Source organism: Scytonema millei VB511283, from assembly GCF_000817735.3.
Classification (GTDB): Bacteria; Cyanobacteriota; Cyanobacteriia; order Cyanobacteriales; family Chroococcidiopsidaceae; genus Chroococcidiopsis; species Chroococcidiopsis millei_B.
This window is the reverse complement of the sequence record NZ_JTJC03000002.1, coordinates 23622-40804: the sequence shown is the minus strand read 5'-3', so window position 1 is coordinate 40804 and position 17183 is coordinate 23622. Positions and strand designations below refer to the sequence as shown.

Below are 17183 nucleotides of genomic sequence, written 5' to 3'. Positions count from 1 at the left end.
CTCCACTATCTTACTTGCTTGGCGGCTAGATGCAATAGCGAATTTTTCGATAAGTCGAGCTGTTCTGAATAAGGTAATATTGAATTATTTAATGTGAAACAATTAATGGGTACAAAACACCTCGGCACACAACAGGAGGTTCTCGCCTTAGATACGTTAGTCAAGTTAGTTCGAGCGGCAGAATCGGTATCGAATCGCATTCACCGTCATTTGATCGATGTAGATTTGACCGTAAGTCAGTTTGGGGTGCTAGAAGCACTTTATCACCTGGGACCTCTCCATCAGCGAGATTTAGCCGAGAAACTGCTCAAAAGCGGTGGTAACATGACTTTAGTGATCGATAATTTAGAAAAGCGGCAGCTGGTAAGACGGGAACGAGAAGTCGGAGATCGCCGTTGCATCAAGGTACATCTAACGGAAAAAGGCAAACAACTGATTGGCGAGATTTTTCCGACACACGTTGCGGCTGTCGTTGAAGAAATGAGCGTTCTCACCCCAACAGAGCTAACAGAGTTGGGACGCATGTGCAAACAGCTGGGATTGGGAACGAGAGATATCCCTGCGAGTAGGAGTATCCCCAGTTCCTAGTTCCTTGTTTTGAGATTGTTGAATAGCAAACAGTCTTTCTGGGGAGAGCAGTTAGAATAGAAATAGATAGAGCATAAGTTTGCCCTAATCGACGTATAAAGTTCTTTGAACTCTCCCAAAGCTAGGTTTTGAACATTTTTTATGGAATCAAGTAGTAGTAATTCTGTCAGCCCTGGTGAGAAATCACCCCATAGGTTGGCAGAAATTGTAGGAACGGCGATCGCGGTGTTGACGCTCATCGTACCTCTACTGGCGATCGCTCACTACTCGTCAAATGACGTGCAGCTAGAGCAGCCCCTTTCCTATTCGCTACAAAGGACTGATAACTAAGAGTGGCTAGTGGCTAGAGAATTTTAAATTGCTTACTACACTCACATTTTTTGTTTACTGGTCACTGATAACTGGTCACTGGTCACTGGTCACTGTTCCAAGCCGTCCATATTAGCCTAAAATGCTACAGGTGAAGCGATCGCGCATCGATCGCTATTAGCTGTCATCTTGGAGAATTATTGTGGACTTATCCCGCATTCCGGCTCAACCAAAGCCAGGTTTAATTAACGTTTTGATTGAAATTGCTGCTGGCAGCAAAAATAAGTACGAATACGACAAGGATCTGCAAGCTTTTGCTTTAGATAGAGTGTTATATTCCTCAGTGCAGTATCCATACGATTACGGTTTTGTGCCTAATACCTTAGCTGATGATGGCGATCCACTGGATGGAATGGTATTAATGGACGAACCAACTTTTCCAGGCTGCATCATCGCCGCCAGACCAATCGGGATGCTAGAAATGATCGATGGTGGCGATCGCGATGAAAAAATTCTCTGCGTCCCCGATAAAGACCCGCGTTACGCAAACATCAAATCTCTCAATGATATTGCGCCTCACCGTTTAGACGAAATTGCCGAATTCTTCCGCAGCTATAAAAATTTAGAAAAGAAGGTCACGGAAATTCGCGGTTGGCAAGATGTCGATCGCGTCATGCCCTTAGTAGAACAGTGTATTAAGGCTGGTAGCGAAAAAGGTCGCGAGTCAGACTCGGAAACCGTTTAAATTCCTAAATGTAGAGACGTTACATATAACGTCTCTACACGTAACCCAATTTTCACCCATGCAACGCACATTTCTCCTCGCCAAAATCCACAATTGCACTTTAACAGGGGCAAATCTTAACTACGTGGGTAGCATCAGTATCGATCGCGCTTTGTTAGATGCTGCTGGGATATTACCCTACGAACAAGTGCAAGTCGTCAACGTAAATAATGGTGAAAGATTAATTACTTATGCGATCGCTGCTCCTCCAAATTCTGGAAAAATTGAGTTAAACGGTGCAGCAGCGAGATTGGGGGTGAGTGGCGATCGGGTGATTATTATGACCTACGCTCAATTAACTCCGGCAGAACTCGAAGCCTTTTGTCCTAAAGTTGTTTTGGTAGGCGATCGCAATCAGTTACAAGAAGTACGCCGCTACGACGATTTATTATTAGCTCAAGTCTAGTTTTAGCAGAATTATTTGACTCTCGCGATCGCGTGAAGTTGTGAAAAAGTTGCTTCGCTGTTTCGCAACTCAGTATAAAATTTCTTGATGTCTACCTAGTGAAATTCGCATAGATATTTTGTGATTTATGTATAAGATGACTTTCTTTCTGATAATGCTTTCGGTAGACTCATAAAGTCAGAAGATTTACACCAATTAGAGCGATCGCGGTTCTGCTGCGGTGAGGCGATCGAACAGGGAAATAGCAAGGGCATGGAGTTATGAAGAAACTACTTAAAGGGCTGCGGGAGTTCAAGACCAATTACTTTTCAACTCACACGGAACTGTTTGAACAGCTTGCCCACGGGCAAAAACCGAGGGTTTTATTTATCAGTTGTTCCGATTCGCGCGTCGATCCTAACTTGATTACCCAAACAGACATTGGAGAATTATTTGTCATCCGCAACGCTGGAAATATTATCCCACCCTATGGGGCAGCCAATGGTGGCGAAGGCGCAGCGGTAGAATATGCAATTCATGCCTTGGGAATCGAGCAAATTGTGGTCTGCGGACACTCCCATTGCGGCGCAATGAAAGGGTTGCTGCATCTAGACACGCTGAAAGAAGAAATGCCGTTAGTTCACGATTGGCTGAAACATGCTGAAGCCACTAGGCGACTGGTAAAGGAAAACTATAAGTCCTATAACACAGAAGAATTATTAGAAATTGCGATCGCGGAAAATGTTTTAACTCAGATCGAAAATCTCAGAACCTATCCTGTAGTTCACTCCAAACTATATCAAGGGAAGCTGAAAATTTACGGTTGGATCTATCACCTCGAAACTGGGGAAGTTTTGGCATATGACCCAGACAGCCACTCCTACGTCCATCCTCAATCCCAACTTGGCGAATACGATCCTCTAGATGGACCGGTCGCAGGCGAGTTTACAGTTAGTAATGCTCCTCCTCCTCCCATCGCCTGCGATTTCCCCCATCGCCAGCACTATGAAGTTGTTAGTAGTGCAGATAATGGAGGTTTACAAGGATCTTCATCTATATCATGGCTACCACCGGAACAAGCAGAGCGGATTTATCGGGGATCTAATGGTAGGAAATAACGTAGGGTGGGCATTGCCCACCTTATATAGATATTAATTTGGGAAAATCTTTATACCACTTACTATAGTCGCCTGTATGATTATCCATCCCTGGTTTAGTCAGACAACCTTTAGGTGAAATATAACTATCAATTCTTCTTGATGGTTGTTCGTACCAACCAAGATTAAAAGCACAAAGTTTAGGAAAAAAATACATCGAGGAATACGGTAAATGGTCGTGAATCCACCATGCTAGAGGTCGAAAATCACCAGTTTGTTCGTAACGATCTGAATACCAATTTACGACTATACAAGTCATTGCTCCCATTTTGCCTTCGTATAACTCATCCCATGTATGGCTAGCCGCATTGTCCTTACCGCAATTATGTCCTTTCTCGTTACAGAATAGATTAAGTTCTTTCGATCTGTAACCCGACCGAATGGTAATCCTACCAAAAGTTGCTTGTAATGGTTCGAGCAATTCTTCACATAAACGTTTACCTGCTTCAATAGCCAGATCGGGATTATCGGGAATATTTGATTTTCCGTAGAAGTTAGCAACTTCGCTATATAAAAAATCTCTAAAAAAGAAGTTCTTTGACAAGCGAATGCGACCGAGATTTTCCAAACTTTCAACTGTTTGAGGCTTTTTCATATGGATGAGAAGTTATACAAAAGTAGATACCTGTAAAGCGATCGCTGTCTACTCTACTTAAGAAAAAATCTCTCGGTCAACAGTAAATTTGCGTAATACAAATAATGGTTAGGTGGGCATTGCCCACCTACTTGCTCACAAATGACAAATAACTACTATAAAAGTTTGCTGTAGGAGCGATCGCGAGTTTGAATTGACTCAATTGCTTGAATAATTCGCGTTAGTTGTTGCGCTACTTCTCCACTAGCAAACATTGCTGCTGCGCGATCGATTCCCGCCTGAATATTGGGACAAATCCCAGCCCGCCATAAATAAAACCCGCCATTCCAAATCGCAGATTGCATCATTTCTGAGGGTTTTCCTTGCAAGACCGATCGCATATCTGCTACTAAATGTTCGGTCCTATCGCAGGGTACGTTGTGGCTGCTAAAACCATAATCGCGGGGTGAAAGGTGCAAACGTTCAATCGCAATTAACCCCGATTCATCGGTTGTGTCGGGTGTAGATAAACCGATAATATTTGTCCGTTCGCGGGGTAAGTCGCAACTACCCTCTAATCCTTTGACTGTCGTAAAGTTGCTTGTACCGCGTAAAGACAAGGCAACTTGAAACATATGCTCTGTGGGAGGATGGACGTATCCCGTCACAATCTGCGCGGCTCCGGCATAGGGACACCACATTAATTCCATCGTGGCAAAAGGCGGACGCTTGCCAATCTGATCGCGATATTCAAATATTTTCTGAGCTGGAGGGAAATGCTGTGGTAAATAGACAAATCCCAAACCAGTAGTCTCAAAAACTTGCTGAGTTCGATCTAATCCAAGTTGCGTCCAATCGACTCCTAAACCTTGCCAGATCTCCACAAGTGGCACGCCGTACTTAGTCGGCATCCGATCGCTACCATGCATAATCGTAGGTTGCCCCGCAGCCGTTAGCAATAGGGCAGTGAGAGGACTAATCGGCGCGGTGCGATCGCGTCCATCGTAGGGAATGCCCAAAACCATCACCGGACGGGGGCTATCGATAGGTTTTAGCTTTGGTCCCAGTTCGTCGTAAACATCCAACATGCCTGCCAGTTCTGCCCCTGTAGGACGTTTAATCCGGTGGGCAATCAGAAATGCACCAATCTGAACAGGGGTTGCTTCCCCCAACAACATCATTCGGGTTGCTGCGGCTGCTTCCGTGCGAGTTAAATCCTCTCCTGTATGATTACCGCTTCCTACCTTCCGCAGTAAATCCCTAAATGCGTTGCTCATGACTTCATTAGTGAATAGGTTGTGGGGTGTGGGGTGTGGGGTGTGGGGTGTAGGGTGTGGGGTGTGGGGTGTAGGAAAATTTTGAATGCGTGAATTGTCTTGCTCCCTCAGCTCCCTCAGCTCCCTCAGCTCCCTCAGCTTCCTTGTCTCTCCCCTCTCCCTTGTCTCCCTTGTCTCCCCACGTCTCCTCTTCTCCTACACTCAATTTAGGTGGTACGAGTTCTCGCACCAGTTGCCAGAAATATTGAATCGGTGGAATGCTGAGTCGATCCTGACTCGTTACCATGACGACTTGACGCGATAAGCTAGAACCTGGTGCAAGAGAACCATTGTTGTCAGTGTTAGCGATTGGACGAACGGCAAGAGTAGGATCGAGACGCGATTCTACTAGGGCAGACTGCGGCAATAGGGCGATCAGTTCTCCTTGTCGCGCTACTCCGCGAAAGGCATCGAGAGTATTCACTTCCAGCACGGCTTGGAGCGTAGCACCCAGGCGATCGAAACGCTCTTGTACTAAACGCTGCATTCCATAACCGTCTTTAAATACAACTTGAGGATAGCGGATGAGTTCTAACCAGGGAATCTGCTCGTATTGTGCCAATGGATGATTCGCTCCCACCAAAACCTCAATGGGTTCATCGTATAGCACTTCCGTCACCATTTCGGGACTGGTCGTCAAAAAACGATTATTCATGACGATCGCCAGATCTACCAATCCATCCTTGAGGACTTTTAAAGCGCGATCGCTCCCCAACGCTGTGACGCGCAATTGGACATCGGGATAATTGCGACAGAATTGTTGTAGCACTGGAGGTAAATAGTGGGCGCACAAAGAATGGATTGCTGCAACACACAGTTCCGGTTGTTTCCCCGCCATCAAATCTGCTAGCTCTTCCGTAACGTAGCGCCATTCCTGGCAAATCTTACGGGCGCGGGGTAACAGTCTCTCTCCTGCCAAAGTCAGCTTAGCCTGCGCTGTCCGATGAAATAGCTGCACTTCTAAGTCGGCTTCCAAGGCTTGAATTTGCCGGCTAATTGTCGATTGGGTAACTCCACATTTGCGTGCTGCTTGCTGAAAGCTACCTGATTCCGCGATCGCCAAAAAGGCTTGCAACTGTTCTAGCCGCATGATGATGTAGCCTGAATTACAATTTAAGGCATCAATCTAAATTAACCGATCTCGGCTCCAGGTTTAGTAGAACTTGATACAGCTCAACAGCCATCGTTGGAGATTGAGTCGTGAGTTCAACTTTCCGTTTGGGCGATGCTGTTGGTTTGAGAATGGCAATTGGTGGATGACTGGGTGCTAGCGTGCGATCGGACTGACTGTAATGCAGAAGTATGCCAATGTAAATATTGCATAAAGCTGCAACCAAAATAATAAGTGTTATTTCTATTCATTTTCTAAAAGTCAAAGTATCAAGTAAGATGTCTAGTTTTTATACTTTGTACCTTCACTATTAGAAGGGCAAGTTTTTTTAACTAACCTCAGTATTAATACGAAAAAATTCATTAATTTTTTTGTGAGTCCTTCTCAACCACTCGCTACGCATCAGTCTTCATTGATAACCGATCGCTTTGTACAGACGTTACATGTAACGTCTATACACTGATAACTGATAACTGATAACTGTCAACTGCTTGCCATTTCCAACAACTGTGCTTCGCTCAGTATAGAAATTCCTAGTTTTTGTGCCTTGTCTAATTTAGAGCCAGCTTCTTCGCCAACGACGAGGTAATCTGTTTTCTTGCTGACTGAATCTGTCACTTTACCCCCAGCCTTTTGAATCAATTCTTTTGCCTCATCCCGCTTCAGTGTGGGTAAAGTCCCAGTAATGACAAAAGTTTTACCCGCTAGTGGTAAGGATGCATCGTTTTGTCGAGACTCCTCAACCGCTTCCCCAGCTAACTGCAAACCAGCTGCTTGCAGTCGAGCAATTAAAGACTGATTTGCCGGAATGCGGAACCAATCGTAGACCGAATGAGCAATTTCTGCTCCAATTCCGTAAACTGATTCAATATCTGTGGTTTTTGCTGCTGCTAACTGCTCGACTGTAAAAAACTTTTGCGTCAAAACCTGGGCGTTGACACTACCTACATGACGAATACCCAAACCATATAATACCCGCGACCAAGGTTTAGTTTTAGAAGCAGCAATCGCCTGCACCAATTTTTCGGCTGATTTCTGCCCCATGCGTTCTAACTGCATCAATTTTTCAGCATTCAGATTGTAGAGATCGGCAACAGAATCAACCACGCCGCGATCGACTAATTGGTGAACTAGCTTTTCCCCCATGCCATTAATATCTAAAGCATCTCGACTTACCCAATGTTCCAAGGCTCCCTTGAGAATTGACGGACAGGAAGCATTGACGCAGCGCGTAACCGCCCCTTCTTTGATGACGGGTTGGCTGCATGTCGGACAGTGGGTAGGCATTTGAAAAGGTTGGGTTCCTGCGGGGCGTAGTTCTGGCAATACCCGCACGACTTCAGGGATTATTTCCCCAGCCTTACGGACAATTGCCGTATCGCCGACGCGGATATCTAACTGAGCCACGCGATCGCTATTATGTAAAGTCGCGCGAGAAACCGTCGTTCCTGCCAACTGCACCGGACGCATAATTGCCATTGGAGTCAGCGCCCCCGTCCTCCCTACGTTCACCGCAATCTCTTCGACGCGGGTAGGAGCTTCCTCTGCTGCATACTTCAAGGCGATCGCCCAACGGGGAAACTTTTGCGTAAATCCCAATTGCTCTTGTAGGGATAAAGAATTTATCTTCACCACTGCCCCATCTGTCATGTAGGGTAAGTTCAACCTTTCAGTATCCCAATAGCGATAATATTCGGCAACTTCCTGCACTGTAGGGCATAACTGGCGATGGGGATTCACCTTAAACCCCATCTGCTGTAATAACTCTAAAGCTTCCCACTGCGTCTGATACACGCTCGCATCATCTCTACCAGCAACGTGCAACGTATAAGCAAAGAAATCCAATCGCCGTTTATCGACAATGCGAGGATCGAGTTGGCGCAACGTTCCCGCCGCCGCATTACGAGGATTAGCAAATGGGGGTTCGCCCTTTTGCGATCGCTCTTGATTGATTTGCTCGAATACATCTAGGGGTAAAAATGCCTCTCCCCTAACTTCTACCCTTGGGGGAGGATTTTCCACCTGCAACCGCAGAGGAATCGAACGAATTGTCTTGACATTCTGGGTAATATCTTCACCCATCACGCCATCACCCCTAGTCACCCCGCGCGCGAGTAATCCATTTTCATAAGTTAAGGCGATCGCCGAACCATCGATTTTGAGTTCGCATACATACAGGGGAGTCGGGAGTTGGGAGTTGGGAGTCGGGGAATATTGAGTTTTGAATTGCTCCTGTGCTTCCTTGTCTCCCTTGTTCCCCTTGTCCTTTTCCAAAGCTTTCAACACAAAACCAGGAGCATTTCGCCGCCAGCGTTGTTCCCAAGCCTTCAATTCGTCGATGTTAAAGGCATTTTCCAGACTGTAAAGCGGGATGTTATGACGCACTGAGGAGAATTGGGTAGCGGGTTTTTCTCCCACCCGTTGTGTTGGACTATCGGGCGTGACTAAGTGCGGATATTGGGTTTCAAGTTCCTGTAACTCTCGATAAAGGCGATCGTAGACCGAATCTTCCATTATCGGGTTGTCTAGGACGTAGTAAGCATAGCTAGCGTTTTGCAATAACTGCTGCAATTCCCGTACTCGCTGTTCCACCAACATCTCCTTCTACATCGCACTTAGCGTTCTTTTCTAGGTTACTGAGTTTAATCCATATCGTCGCCTCTATGGAGGACTGATGTTAGTTTTTTTGTACTATTTTACGCAATAAACTGTGGAAAATCTCACTAAATGTTGATTGTTTTTTCTAGTAAATTCAGATGTTGCAATTCTAGATGAATTGATAAATTTTGAAATCGTTTCCCCTGTAGAGACGGTACATGTACTGTCTCTACAGGAAAATCTTCACTCAATTTCTTAGGTGTTGATTTCCTAAAAGTAGTTGACTTATTTACAATAAATAATTTAATTCTCAGTTAATCAGTTCTTAATTTCAAAACCGTATATTCACTGAGGTATAGCTAACTTAATAGTTGAATTACCAGCCAGTTCTACTAAGAATTAATAGCCAACTACCAACTACCAACTACCAATTACCACTTTGTCATGAGGAGTGAAAATATGTTGCGTCTTTCTCGCTTAATCGTGCTAGCATCAGCAGTTGCAGCACTAGTTGGTGCAGATAGGGTGGATGCACAGCGATCGCAAGCTGATACGTTAACAGGTAAGCCGCCAATTGTTATCGGACACAGAGGTGCAAGCGGTTATCGTCCAGAACACACTTTAGCAGCTTATGAGTTAGCGATCGCCATGGGTGCTGACTATATCGAACCGGATTTGGTTTCTACTAAGGATGGGGTTCTGATTGCACGGCATGAAAATGATATTACCGGAACAACAGATGTCAGCGATCGCCCTGAATTTGCCAAGCGCAAAACGACTAAAACTATTGACGGTACAGAAATTACTGGATGGTTTACTGAAGACTTTACACTAGCAGAAATTAAAACTCTTAAAGCTAAAGAACGCATACCCGAATTGCGTCCAGGTTCGGCACAATTTGACGGACTTTATGAAGTACCAACTTTGCAAGAAGTTATCGACTTAGCTAAGCGCAAAAGTATTGAAACTGGAAGAGTCATTGGAATTTATCCTGAAACAAAACATCCAACTTACTTCGATTATATCGATCTATCTTTAGAAGAACCTCTAGCCAAAGTCTTAAGACAGAATAATTTAGATGATGCCGACGATCCAGTATTTATTCAATCTTTTGAAACTGCAAATTTAAAGCAACTAAACAAATTAGTTAATGTACCTCTGGTACAATTATTCGATGAAGCTGATGCCCAACCCTATGATTTTGTCGTCAGCGGCGATTCGCGTACCTATGGCGATTTGACATCTCCTAAAGAACTAGCAAAAATTGCCGAATATGCCGATGGAATTGGACCTTTTAAAAGATTAATTATTCCCAGTGAATCTGTGGATGAAAATGGAGATGGCAAGCCAGATGATGTAAACGGTGACGGACAACTTAGCGAAGCCGACAGGCGCTTAGCAGCAGAACCAACATCTTTAATAGATGACGCACACGCTGCAGGTTTACTCGTCCATCCTTATACTTTCCGCAACGAATCTTTCTTTTTAGCGATCGACTACGCCAATAACCCAGAAGCAGAATACGAGCAATTTTACCGCTTGGGTGTAGATGGCTTATTCAGCGACAACCCAGATACCGCTTTTGTCGTCCGCAACCGCATCGCCTGTGGAACGCAAAATCCGAAGTACAGCCAACAAGGGAGAAATCGCCGCGTTTGGAATCCTGGGGGTACGGGAAATCGACGGGGATACCCTTGTGAGTAATGCGGAAGTCGGGAAGAACGTAAAATAAGTTCGCCTGCGCGAACTTTGTCTGTGTAGCCGCAGGTTTTAACCTGACGGCTATTTCTAAAGTGTGAAATAGAAAGTTGCGCCTTCTCCCACCTTTCCTTCCGCCCAAATTTGTCCCCTATGACGGTGAACGACCCGTTGAACTGTGGCTAGTCCAATCCCCGTACCTGGAAATTCAGCAGGTGAATGCAAGCGCCCAAAAGCTACAAAGAGTTTGTCAGCATAATTCATATTAAAGCCCGCACCGTTGTCGCGGACAAAATACACGACTTGACCGTTTTCTTGGTGTAAAACATTAAATTCAATCCGAGGTTGGGTTTGATTCGCTGTATATTTCCAGGCATTATTCAGCAAATTTTCTAGCAGCACGCCCAACAATCTAGCATCTCCACTAACAATTATTTCTGGCGCGATCGCCCATTCAATTTGTCTTTCTGGTTGCGTTTCCTGAAGCTTGGCGGCGATTTCGGTGGCTAATTGACTCAAATTGACTTCCGTGCGTTGCAACTCGCTACGATTCACCCGCGACAAAGCTAGCAAGCCATCTATGAGTTCGCCCATCTGCTGAATGTTACCGCAAATGCGCTGAAGGTAGTTTTCACCGCGATCGTCTAGCTTGTCTGTGTAACGACTGAGTAAGATCTGACTAAAGCCGTCAATTTGTCGTAATGGCGCTCTCAGGTCGTGGGAGACTGAATAAGAAAATGCTTCTAGTTCTTTGTTAACGGCTTCAAGTTCGGCTGTACGATCGCTAACACGGCGTTCTAAGCTTTGATTTAATTCTCTGATTTCTTGCTCGGCTCGTCGGCGATCGCTAATATCAGTAAAGGCAACGATAGCATAGGCAATATTGCCGCAATCCTCTCGAATTGGCGTAGCACGGACTTCAAGGTGAAGAACTTTGCCATCTTGATGCAGTGACAAATCGTCAACAATAACAGTTTCGCCTTTTAATGCCCGCATCATTGGTAATTCCTCAGTCGGGTAGGGGCGATCGCCGCGATAGAGCTGATAAAATTTTACTAATTCCTCTGATGTAGCATCTGAGATAATGTTGCCGAGTAGGTGCTGTGCTGTCTGATTGGCATAAGAAATTTTACTAGTTGAATTGTGAACGATTACGCCAACGGGTACGGCTTCTAAAAATTGATGCAGTTGCCGTTCGCTGGCTGATAGCGCTGCGTTCAAGTCTTGCATCTCGGCAAAAGACTTTTGCAATTCCACCGCCATACTGTTGAAGGATTTAGCCAGTTCCCCAATTTCATCCGAACGTCCGAGTTCTTCTACAGTTTTATCCCATTCTCCGTTGGCGATATGTTTAGCACTAGCGTTTAAGCGTTGAATTGGTTTGGCAATCCATCGAGTTGTGAAAATTCCAATGATGACTGCTACGAGTAAAGCCAGAACACACAGCAGAACTGTTGTCCGAGTCGTCGCGTAGATATCCTCCATGAAATCAACTTCTGGAATCACCGCAACTATCAGCCAATCAATCCCCCAACTATCCCGAAAAGGATGTATGTCTACAAAATATCGCTGGCGATCTTGGTTAAAAGCTAGCCGTTGTGGGAGATCGGTATTTGTTAATTTGTTTGAGTTTGCAGTTAAATATCGCGCCGTAGATCGAACCAATGGATTTTTACTTTCTGATGCTTTGAGGCGTTGCAATTTGCCTCCTGGCGCCATCGAGAATGGTTGATAACTGTCTGAAGATGCTACCAGTAAACCAGAGCGATCGAGGATAAAAATTTGTCCCGATTTACTGATGGGAATATATTTTAGATAATCGCTAATTCTTGAGAGTTTTAAAGGAGTATCTAAGACTCCAATTAGATTTCGTTTTTGGTCGTAAACTGGTAAGACTGCATCGATCGCCATCTCTTTTTGATTGAACCAAATATAAACAGGACTCCACGCAGCTTTACCCTTTTGAACTGCTTCTTTATACCAGGGGCGAGTTCTTGGGTCGTAATATGGAGTGACTTGAACGAGTTTTCCGCGCTGTCCTTGACTGTTGACTGTATATGTATAATATTTAGGATGAGATGGATCGTTGACAACTTCAATATGCAGCCTGCCATCCCTGAGGCGATCGATTCCGACATACTTTCCTTTCTGATTTCCCCACGCTGTATAGGGAACGATCTCAAACGACTGCATTTGGTTTAGCAATAAGCTTTCAAATTCATCTAAAGATGCTTTTGGTAAACTCTCTTCAATGACGTTTTGATTGACTTGATTGAGTAGATGTGGTGTTTGTAAATAAGTTTTTAGCTGTAAGTAAAGGCGTTCGGCAATCTGAGTTTGCAATCGTTCGGCAAGATCGTTGACAGCCCTTTGTCCATTTTTAAACGAAAGATTTCCTACCAATCCTACTACTGCAATAACTTGCAACACAAAAGCAGTTAGAAGTAGATTTTGTAAAGAAGTCTTACCTAAGACTTGGGTAGGGAATTTATACAGAAATCGCATAGGTTTCTAGGCTGGTTGCCGGATCGAAGCCGCGATCGCGCTGTGGCGATCCTCATTCACAATTGCATTGCTGACTTACTCTTCTTAAGATTTACAGTTGATAACTAGACTGATAATAATTATAGAAACAGTAGTTTTCTTAACATATATTTTATTACACTAGTTAATATTACATTAAGTAATCATTTCTCTTGGCGTGTAATGGATAAAATTCTGATAACGTCAAGATTTTGCAATATTTTGTATAAAAAATGACATTTATTGAATCAAAATGGAACAATGCTAAATGAATCTGGCGATCGCCCCAAGATGTGAAGTTTCCTTTGCGCCTCTGCGTCTTTGCGTGACATTATACTCAGTAAATATTACTACTCTGGACGCGATCGCTATAAAAGCTGTCATTTATGTGATAAATCGATTATCCTCTATCTAGCCACAATTGTGAGGAAGTGAAGATGAGAATCTGGATCGCCTGCTTTTTTATCCTATTTGCGATCGCTCAGTTATTCGACTGGATGAAACACTTGTCCTTACCATTGCCTATTTATATATTAGGCGGCTTGTTTTTAGCGATCGGCTCAAATTCCAATAAAAGCATTTTTGGTAAAGTTATTGACGATCTACTAGCTGGTGCTGGCTATCCTAGCGATCGATCGGGATCGGATAGTGGCGATCGTTTTTTGGATGAAACGAAATCGTAATCAGTTGTTAGTGACTAGTGGCTGGTGGCTGGTGACTAGATACTAAGAATTCAGCTACGTACCACACACCACTCTTTGGCTTGTTACTCGCTGTCTCTATCAGTTTAAAAAACTCAGAAAAATAGAAATATTTGTCATAAATGTAACTACAGTACCAATAATGACTCCTTTCATTCTGCCCCATTGTTGCGTGCGTTTTAACCACAGAATAATAGGAATCGCATAAAATAATTGCCATATCCCTATGTAAAAACCAACTAAAATAGTATTGGCAGCTAACAGAGTATTAAACGTACTAATAAAAAATGCTGCAACTTTTAATACTGTTAAAATAGCTAGGTGAATTCCTAGTAGAAAAAATAATCCAGAGAGGATTTTTTGAAATTCTTGTTGATTGAATCTTTTTTTAGTTTTCATTTTTACAATACTCTTTAACTATATTCTCATCTTCGCTTGCAACCAAATTTTGACAGCTTAAGTTAATAAGATAAAATCCACGACTTTGACAATAATACATCTGTTAATTACCAAACGGCATTATTTTACCATTCATTTGACCGCTCTTAAGACAAAATGCTTTCGCGATCGCACGTCAAAGATATCACCTCAAAATTTGTTTACTGTTGGGCAAGAGACATTGACTCTCACCACATCAGTAACCGAGTTTAACGCTCGAATCTGAAAAATCTTGTTGTCAATATTTTGACTTTTGCCTTTTAACTTTTGCCTTGCTCATTTACCCATATTTCGCTTCAGCTTTTCCAACTCATCGTCAGTTTCCCAACGGCGAAAAGCTGCATCCAAATCGTCTGCACCGCTGGAGAAGCTGCGACTTTGATTCCAGCCAGCCGTATCAAAGCGTTGAGAAGCCTGAGTAGTACGATTAGCCTGCACTTGCGCGGCTTTTGCTTGTACCTCCTGACGGCGTTGCTGCACTTTTTTGAGTAATTCTTTCGCTTGATTAATCCGTTCCTTAATTCCTTGCATTTGTCCCCAGCGTTGATTTCCTTCGCGCAATAACGCTGCTTCTCGTTGCTGTGCTGGTTCTGCTAAGTCAAGCCGATTAGCCGCTTTTGCTTTCTCAATCCGAATGTGCCATTTTTGAATTTCTTGTGCTGTAGTGAGAATTTCGTCTTGCGATCGCTTTTCTTGTAACTGGAGTTCTGCAATTAACTTTAAAGTATCTTCCTCTTGTTGCCGCAACTGTTCCGATAGCGCTTCTATTTCTAGATGGGGATTGTTCCGCAAGAATTCTTCTAAACGGCTTTCTAAAAAACGGCTGAAATCGTCAAATAAACCCACTGTGAGAACTCCAAATAATAAATGTAGAGTGGGCATTGCCCACCCTACTGTCTATGCTAATACTGTCACCTCAGTAGAGGTACGACGAGAACGCACCTCCAAGTAAATCAGCAGTGCGTTGACATCCGCTGGGTTTACGCCACCAATTCGCGCTGCTTGTCCGATCGTCAATGGTCTGACTTTAGCCAGTTTTTCCCGCGCTTCTTTCGAGAGGGTGTCAATTGCCCCATAATCTAAATCTGGAGGTAAGGGACGATTTGCTTGACGGGCGATTTGGTCGATTTGATTTTGCTGGCGTTGTAAATAGCCAGAATACTTAATTTCAATCTCCGCCGCTGTTTTTTCTACCAGACTTAGATGAGTATTGCCCAATCCGTGAGTTTCTAAATTGGTGTAGTGGAAACCAGGACGACGCAACAGATCGGCTAAAGTAATCGAACCTTTAATTGCTTGTTGAGTTGCAGTGGCGATCGCAATGCCGATCTCGTCGTGTTCCTTCAGCCGTGTCGTATGCAACCGTTCTTTTTCAGCGGCGATATTTGCTTGCTTGCGCGTAAACAATTCCCAACGGCGATCGTCAATTAAGCCGATTTCCCTACCGATGGGAGTCAAGCGGCGATCGGCATTATCCGATCGCAACAATAACCGATATTCCGAGCGACTGGTCAGCATCCGATATGGTTCGCGTAAGTCTTTGGTACACAAGTCATCAACTAACGTGCCGATATAACTCTGTTCGCGGGGAAATACGATAAATTCTTGGTGACGGACAAATCGCGCTGCATTTACCCCGGCGACAAAACCTTGGGCGGCGGCTTCTTCGTAACCCGTCGTCCCGTTAATTTGTCCCGCACAGAATAAGCCTTCAATTTTCTTTGTCATCAATGTGGGATAGCACTGCGTTGCGGGTAAATAATCGTATTCCACCGCATATGCAGGACGCAGCATAGCACAGTTTTCCAAACCAGGTAGCGATCGCAGCATTTGTAACTGAATCGCTTCTGGTAGTCCCGTAGAAAAGCCTTGAATATAAAGTTCGGGAATATCCCGCCCTTCCGGTTCGATAAAGATTTGGTGGCTTTCCTTATCGGCAAACCGGACGATCTTATCTTCAATACTGGGACAATAGCGAGGTCCCTTCGCATCCACCCAACCGCCATACACGGGCGACATGTGTAAGTTTTCCCGAATAATTCTATGGGTTTCTGCCGTCGTGCGAGTCAGGTAGCAAGGCACTTGTTCCCGTTCTACCCACACTTGAGGATCGAAACTAAACCAGCCGACTTGTTCATCCCCTGGCTGAATTTCTAAATTACTATAGTCTACCGATCGCTTGTCTACTCTGGCGGGGGTTCCTGTCTTCAATCGTCCAGTTTCAAAACCCAACTTATTTAAAGTATCCGTCAATCCTTCTGCGGCAAATTCTCCGGCGCGTCCAGCTGGCATAGACTTATTACCTACCCAAATCCGCCCGCCGAGGAACGTCCCTGTTGTCAGTACAACAGCTTTGCACTCAAACGCCACGCCAAAGTAAGTTTCTACCCCAATAACTTCATCGTTCGCACCCAGGACTAAATCCGTCACCATCCCTTCGCGGATCGTCAAATTCTCCTGATTTTCTACGATGCGCTTCATCACAGCCGCATATTCCCGCTTATCTGTCTGCGCCCGTAGCGCCCAGACAGCAGGTCCTCTAGAAGCATTCAGTATCCGCTTTTGTAGATACGTGCGATCTGCCATTTTGCCAATTTCTCCACCCAAAGCATCCACTTCATGGACGAGTTGGGATTTAGCGGGACCTCCGACTGCGGGATTGCAAGGTTGCCAAGCAATTTTATCGAGATTCAGCGTCAGCAGCAAAGTTTTACAACCCAGGCGTGCCGCAGCTAGGGCAGCTTCACAACCAGAATGCCCTGCGCCGACGACAACGACATCATAGGCATCGAGAAATTGAACGGAGGTGTGCGATCGCATGGTCTTGCTTGACTTGAAAGCAGTAGTTACCAATCTCGATTGTAACCGTTTCGACCGTCTCCGAAATTTTGGCGATCGCTTCACACTTTATTTGCCGACTATCCAGCAGTTTTACTGAGGAAGTTTGCTGAGAGAATACTCTAATTTAGATGTGAATAGCTCGGAATCTGACAAAAGTTCA

16 protein-coding genes and 1 pseudogene are annotated in these 17183 nt (G+C 44.4%); 7 read left to right on the top strand and 10 right to left on the bottom strand.

The window, feature by feature from the left end; translation table 11 throughout:
* Positions 1 to 93: 93 nt before the first annotated feature.
* The 4 genes from QH73_RS07845 to panD all read left to right on the top strand — a co-directional run bounded on the left by QH73_RS07845 (position 94) and on the right by panD (position 2087).
* Entirely contained in the window at positions 94 to 588 is a 495-nt protein-coding gene (locus QH73_RS07845) for a MarR family winged helix-turn-helix transcriptional regulator (protein ID WP_309476461.1), read from the top strand.
* Positions 589 to 729: 141 nt separating this feature from the next.
* Positions 730 to 918, top strand: coding sequence for a TLTLP motif-containing protein (locus QH73_RS07840; protein WP_132866807.1), 189 nt, complete (start codon positions 730 to 732; stop codon positions 916 to 918).
* A 181-nt stretch (positions 919 to 1099) separates the two neighbouring features.
* Positions 1100 to 1642, top strand: a complete 543-nt coding sequence (locus QH73_RS07835; RefSeq protein WP_039716863.1) for an inorganic diphosphatase — start codon at positions 1100 to 1102, stop codon at positions 1640 to 1642.
* A 58-nt stretch (positions 1643 to 1700) separates the two neighbouring features.
* The gene (gene panD, locus QH73_RS07830) at positions 1701 to 2087 is read left to right on the top strand and encodes an aspartate 1-decarboxylase (RefSeq protein WP_039716864.1); all 387 of its coding nucleotides are present in this window, start codon (positions 1701 to 1703) and stop codon (positions 2085 to 2087) included.
* Positions 2088 to 2212: 125 nt separating this feature from the next.
* On the opposite strand, the gene QH73_RS28695 is transcribed toward panD, so the two are convergent.
* Entirely contained in the window at positions 2213 to 2341 is a 129-nt protein-coding gene (locus QH73_RS28695; protein ID WP_286194072.1) for a hypothetical protein, read from the bottom strand.
* 6 nt (positions 2342 to 2347) lie between these two features.
* Here QH73_RS28695 and QH73_RS07825 point away from each other — a divergent pair, with 6 nt between their 5' ends.
* Positions 2348 to 3184: a carbonic anhydrase gene (locus tag QH73_RS07825; RefSeq protein ID WP_039716865.1), complete on the top strand. Its 837-nt coding sequence runs from the start codon at positions 2348 to 2350 to the stop codon at positions 3182 to 3184.
* Positions 3185 to 3206: 22 nt separating this feature from the next.
* On the opposite strand, the gene QH73_RS07820 is transcribed toward QH73_RS07825, so the two are convergent.
* From QH73_RS07820 to ligA, 5 genes and pseudogenes are all read right to left on the bottom strand, one after another.
* Entirely contained in the window at positions 3207 to 3818 is a 612-nt protein-coding gene (locus tag QH73_RS07820; protein WP_039716866.1) for a hypothetical protein, read from the bottom strand.
* A gap of 155 nt (positions 3819 to 3973) precedes the next feature.
* Complete coding sequence (locus QH73_RS07815) at positions 3974 to 5074, bottom strand: anthranilate phosphoribosyltransferase family protein (protein WP_039716867.1); 1101 nt, start codon at positions 5072 to 5074, stop codon at positions 3974 to 3976.
* 202 nt (positions 5075 to 5276) lie between these two features.
* Positions 5277 to 6203: pseudogene (locus QH73_RS07810) on the bottom strand (LysR family transcriptional regulator); the annotation flags it as partial.
* Between the two features lie 31 nt (positions 6204 to 6234).
* The gene (locus tag QH73_RS07805; RefSeq protein ID WP_132866805.1) at positions 6235 to 6450 is read right to left on the bottom strand and encodes a hypothetical protein; all 216 of its coding nucleotides are present in this window, start codon (positions 6448 to 6450) and stop codon (positions 6235 to 6237) included.
* Between the two features lie 257 nt (positions 6451 to 6707).
* Positions 6708 to 8816 (bottom strand): NAD-dependent DNA ligase LigA, encoded by a 2109-nt coding sequence (gene ligA, locus QH73_RS07800; RefSeq protein WP_374189017.1) that lies wholly within the window; start codon positions 8814 to 8816, stop codon positions 6708 to 6710.
* A gap of 450 nt (positions 8817 to 9266) precedes the next feature.
* Here ligA and QH73_RS07795 point away from each other — a divergent pair, with 450 nt between their 5' ends.
* Positions 9267 to 10526 (top strand): glycerophosphodiester phosphodiesterase, encoded by a 1260-nt coding sequence (locus QH73_RS07795; protein WP_201278045.1) that lies wholly within the window; start codon positions 9267 to 9269, stop codon positions 10524 to 10526.
* An 84-nt stretch (positions 10527 to 10610) separates the two neighbouring features.
* Here QH73_RS07795 and QH73_RS07790 read toward each other — a convergent pair whose 3' ends face one another.
* Entirely contained in the window at positions 10611 to 13025 is a 2415-nt protein-coding gene (locus QH73_RS07790; protein ID WP_052290195.1) for an ATP-binding protein, read from the bottom strand.
* 455 nt (positions 13026 to 13480) lie between these two features.
* On the opposite strand from QH73_RS07790, the gene QH73_RS07785 reads away from it, so the two are divergent.
* A complete protein-coding gene (locus tag QH73_RS07785) occupies positions 13481 to 13726 on the top strand; it encodes a hypothetical protein (RefSeq protein ID WP_039716870.1) in 246 nt (81 codons plus the stop codon).
* Between the two features lie 99 nt (positions 13727 to 13825).
* Here the strand turns inward: QH73_RS07785 and QH73_RS07780 are convergent, their stop codons facing one another.
* The 3 genes from QH73_RS07780 to mnmG all read right to left on the bottom strand — a co-directional run bounded on the left by QH73_RS07780 (position 13826) and on the right by mnmG (position 17002).
* A complete protein-coding gene (locus QH73_RS07780) occupies positions 13826 to 14143 on the bottom strand; it encodes a hypothetical protein (RefSeq protein ID WP_039716871.1) in 318 nt (105 codons plus the stop codon).
* A gap of 315 nt (positions 14144 to 14458) precedes the next feature.
* Positions 14459 to 15064, bottom strand: a complete 606-nt coding sequence (locus tag QH73_RS07775) for a TIGR04376 family protein (RefSeq protein ID WP_132866803.1) — start codon at positions 15062 to 15064, stop codon at positions 14459 to 14461.
* A gap of 15 nt (positions 15065 to 15079) precedes the next feature.
* Positions 15080 to 17002 (bottom strand): tRNA uridine-5-carboxymethylaminomethyl(34) synthesis enzyme MnmG, encoded by a 1923-nt coding sequence (mnmG, locus tag QH73_RS07770; protein WP_039716873.1) that lies wholly within the window; start codon positions 17000 to 17002, stop codon positions 15080 to 15082.
* Positions 17003 to 17183 lie beyond the last annotated feature (181 nt).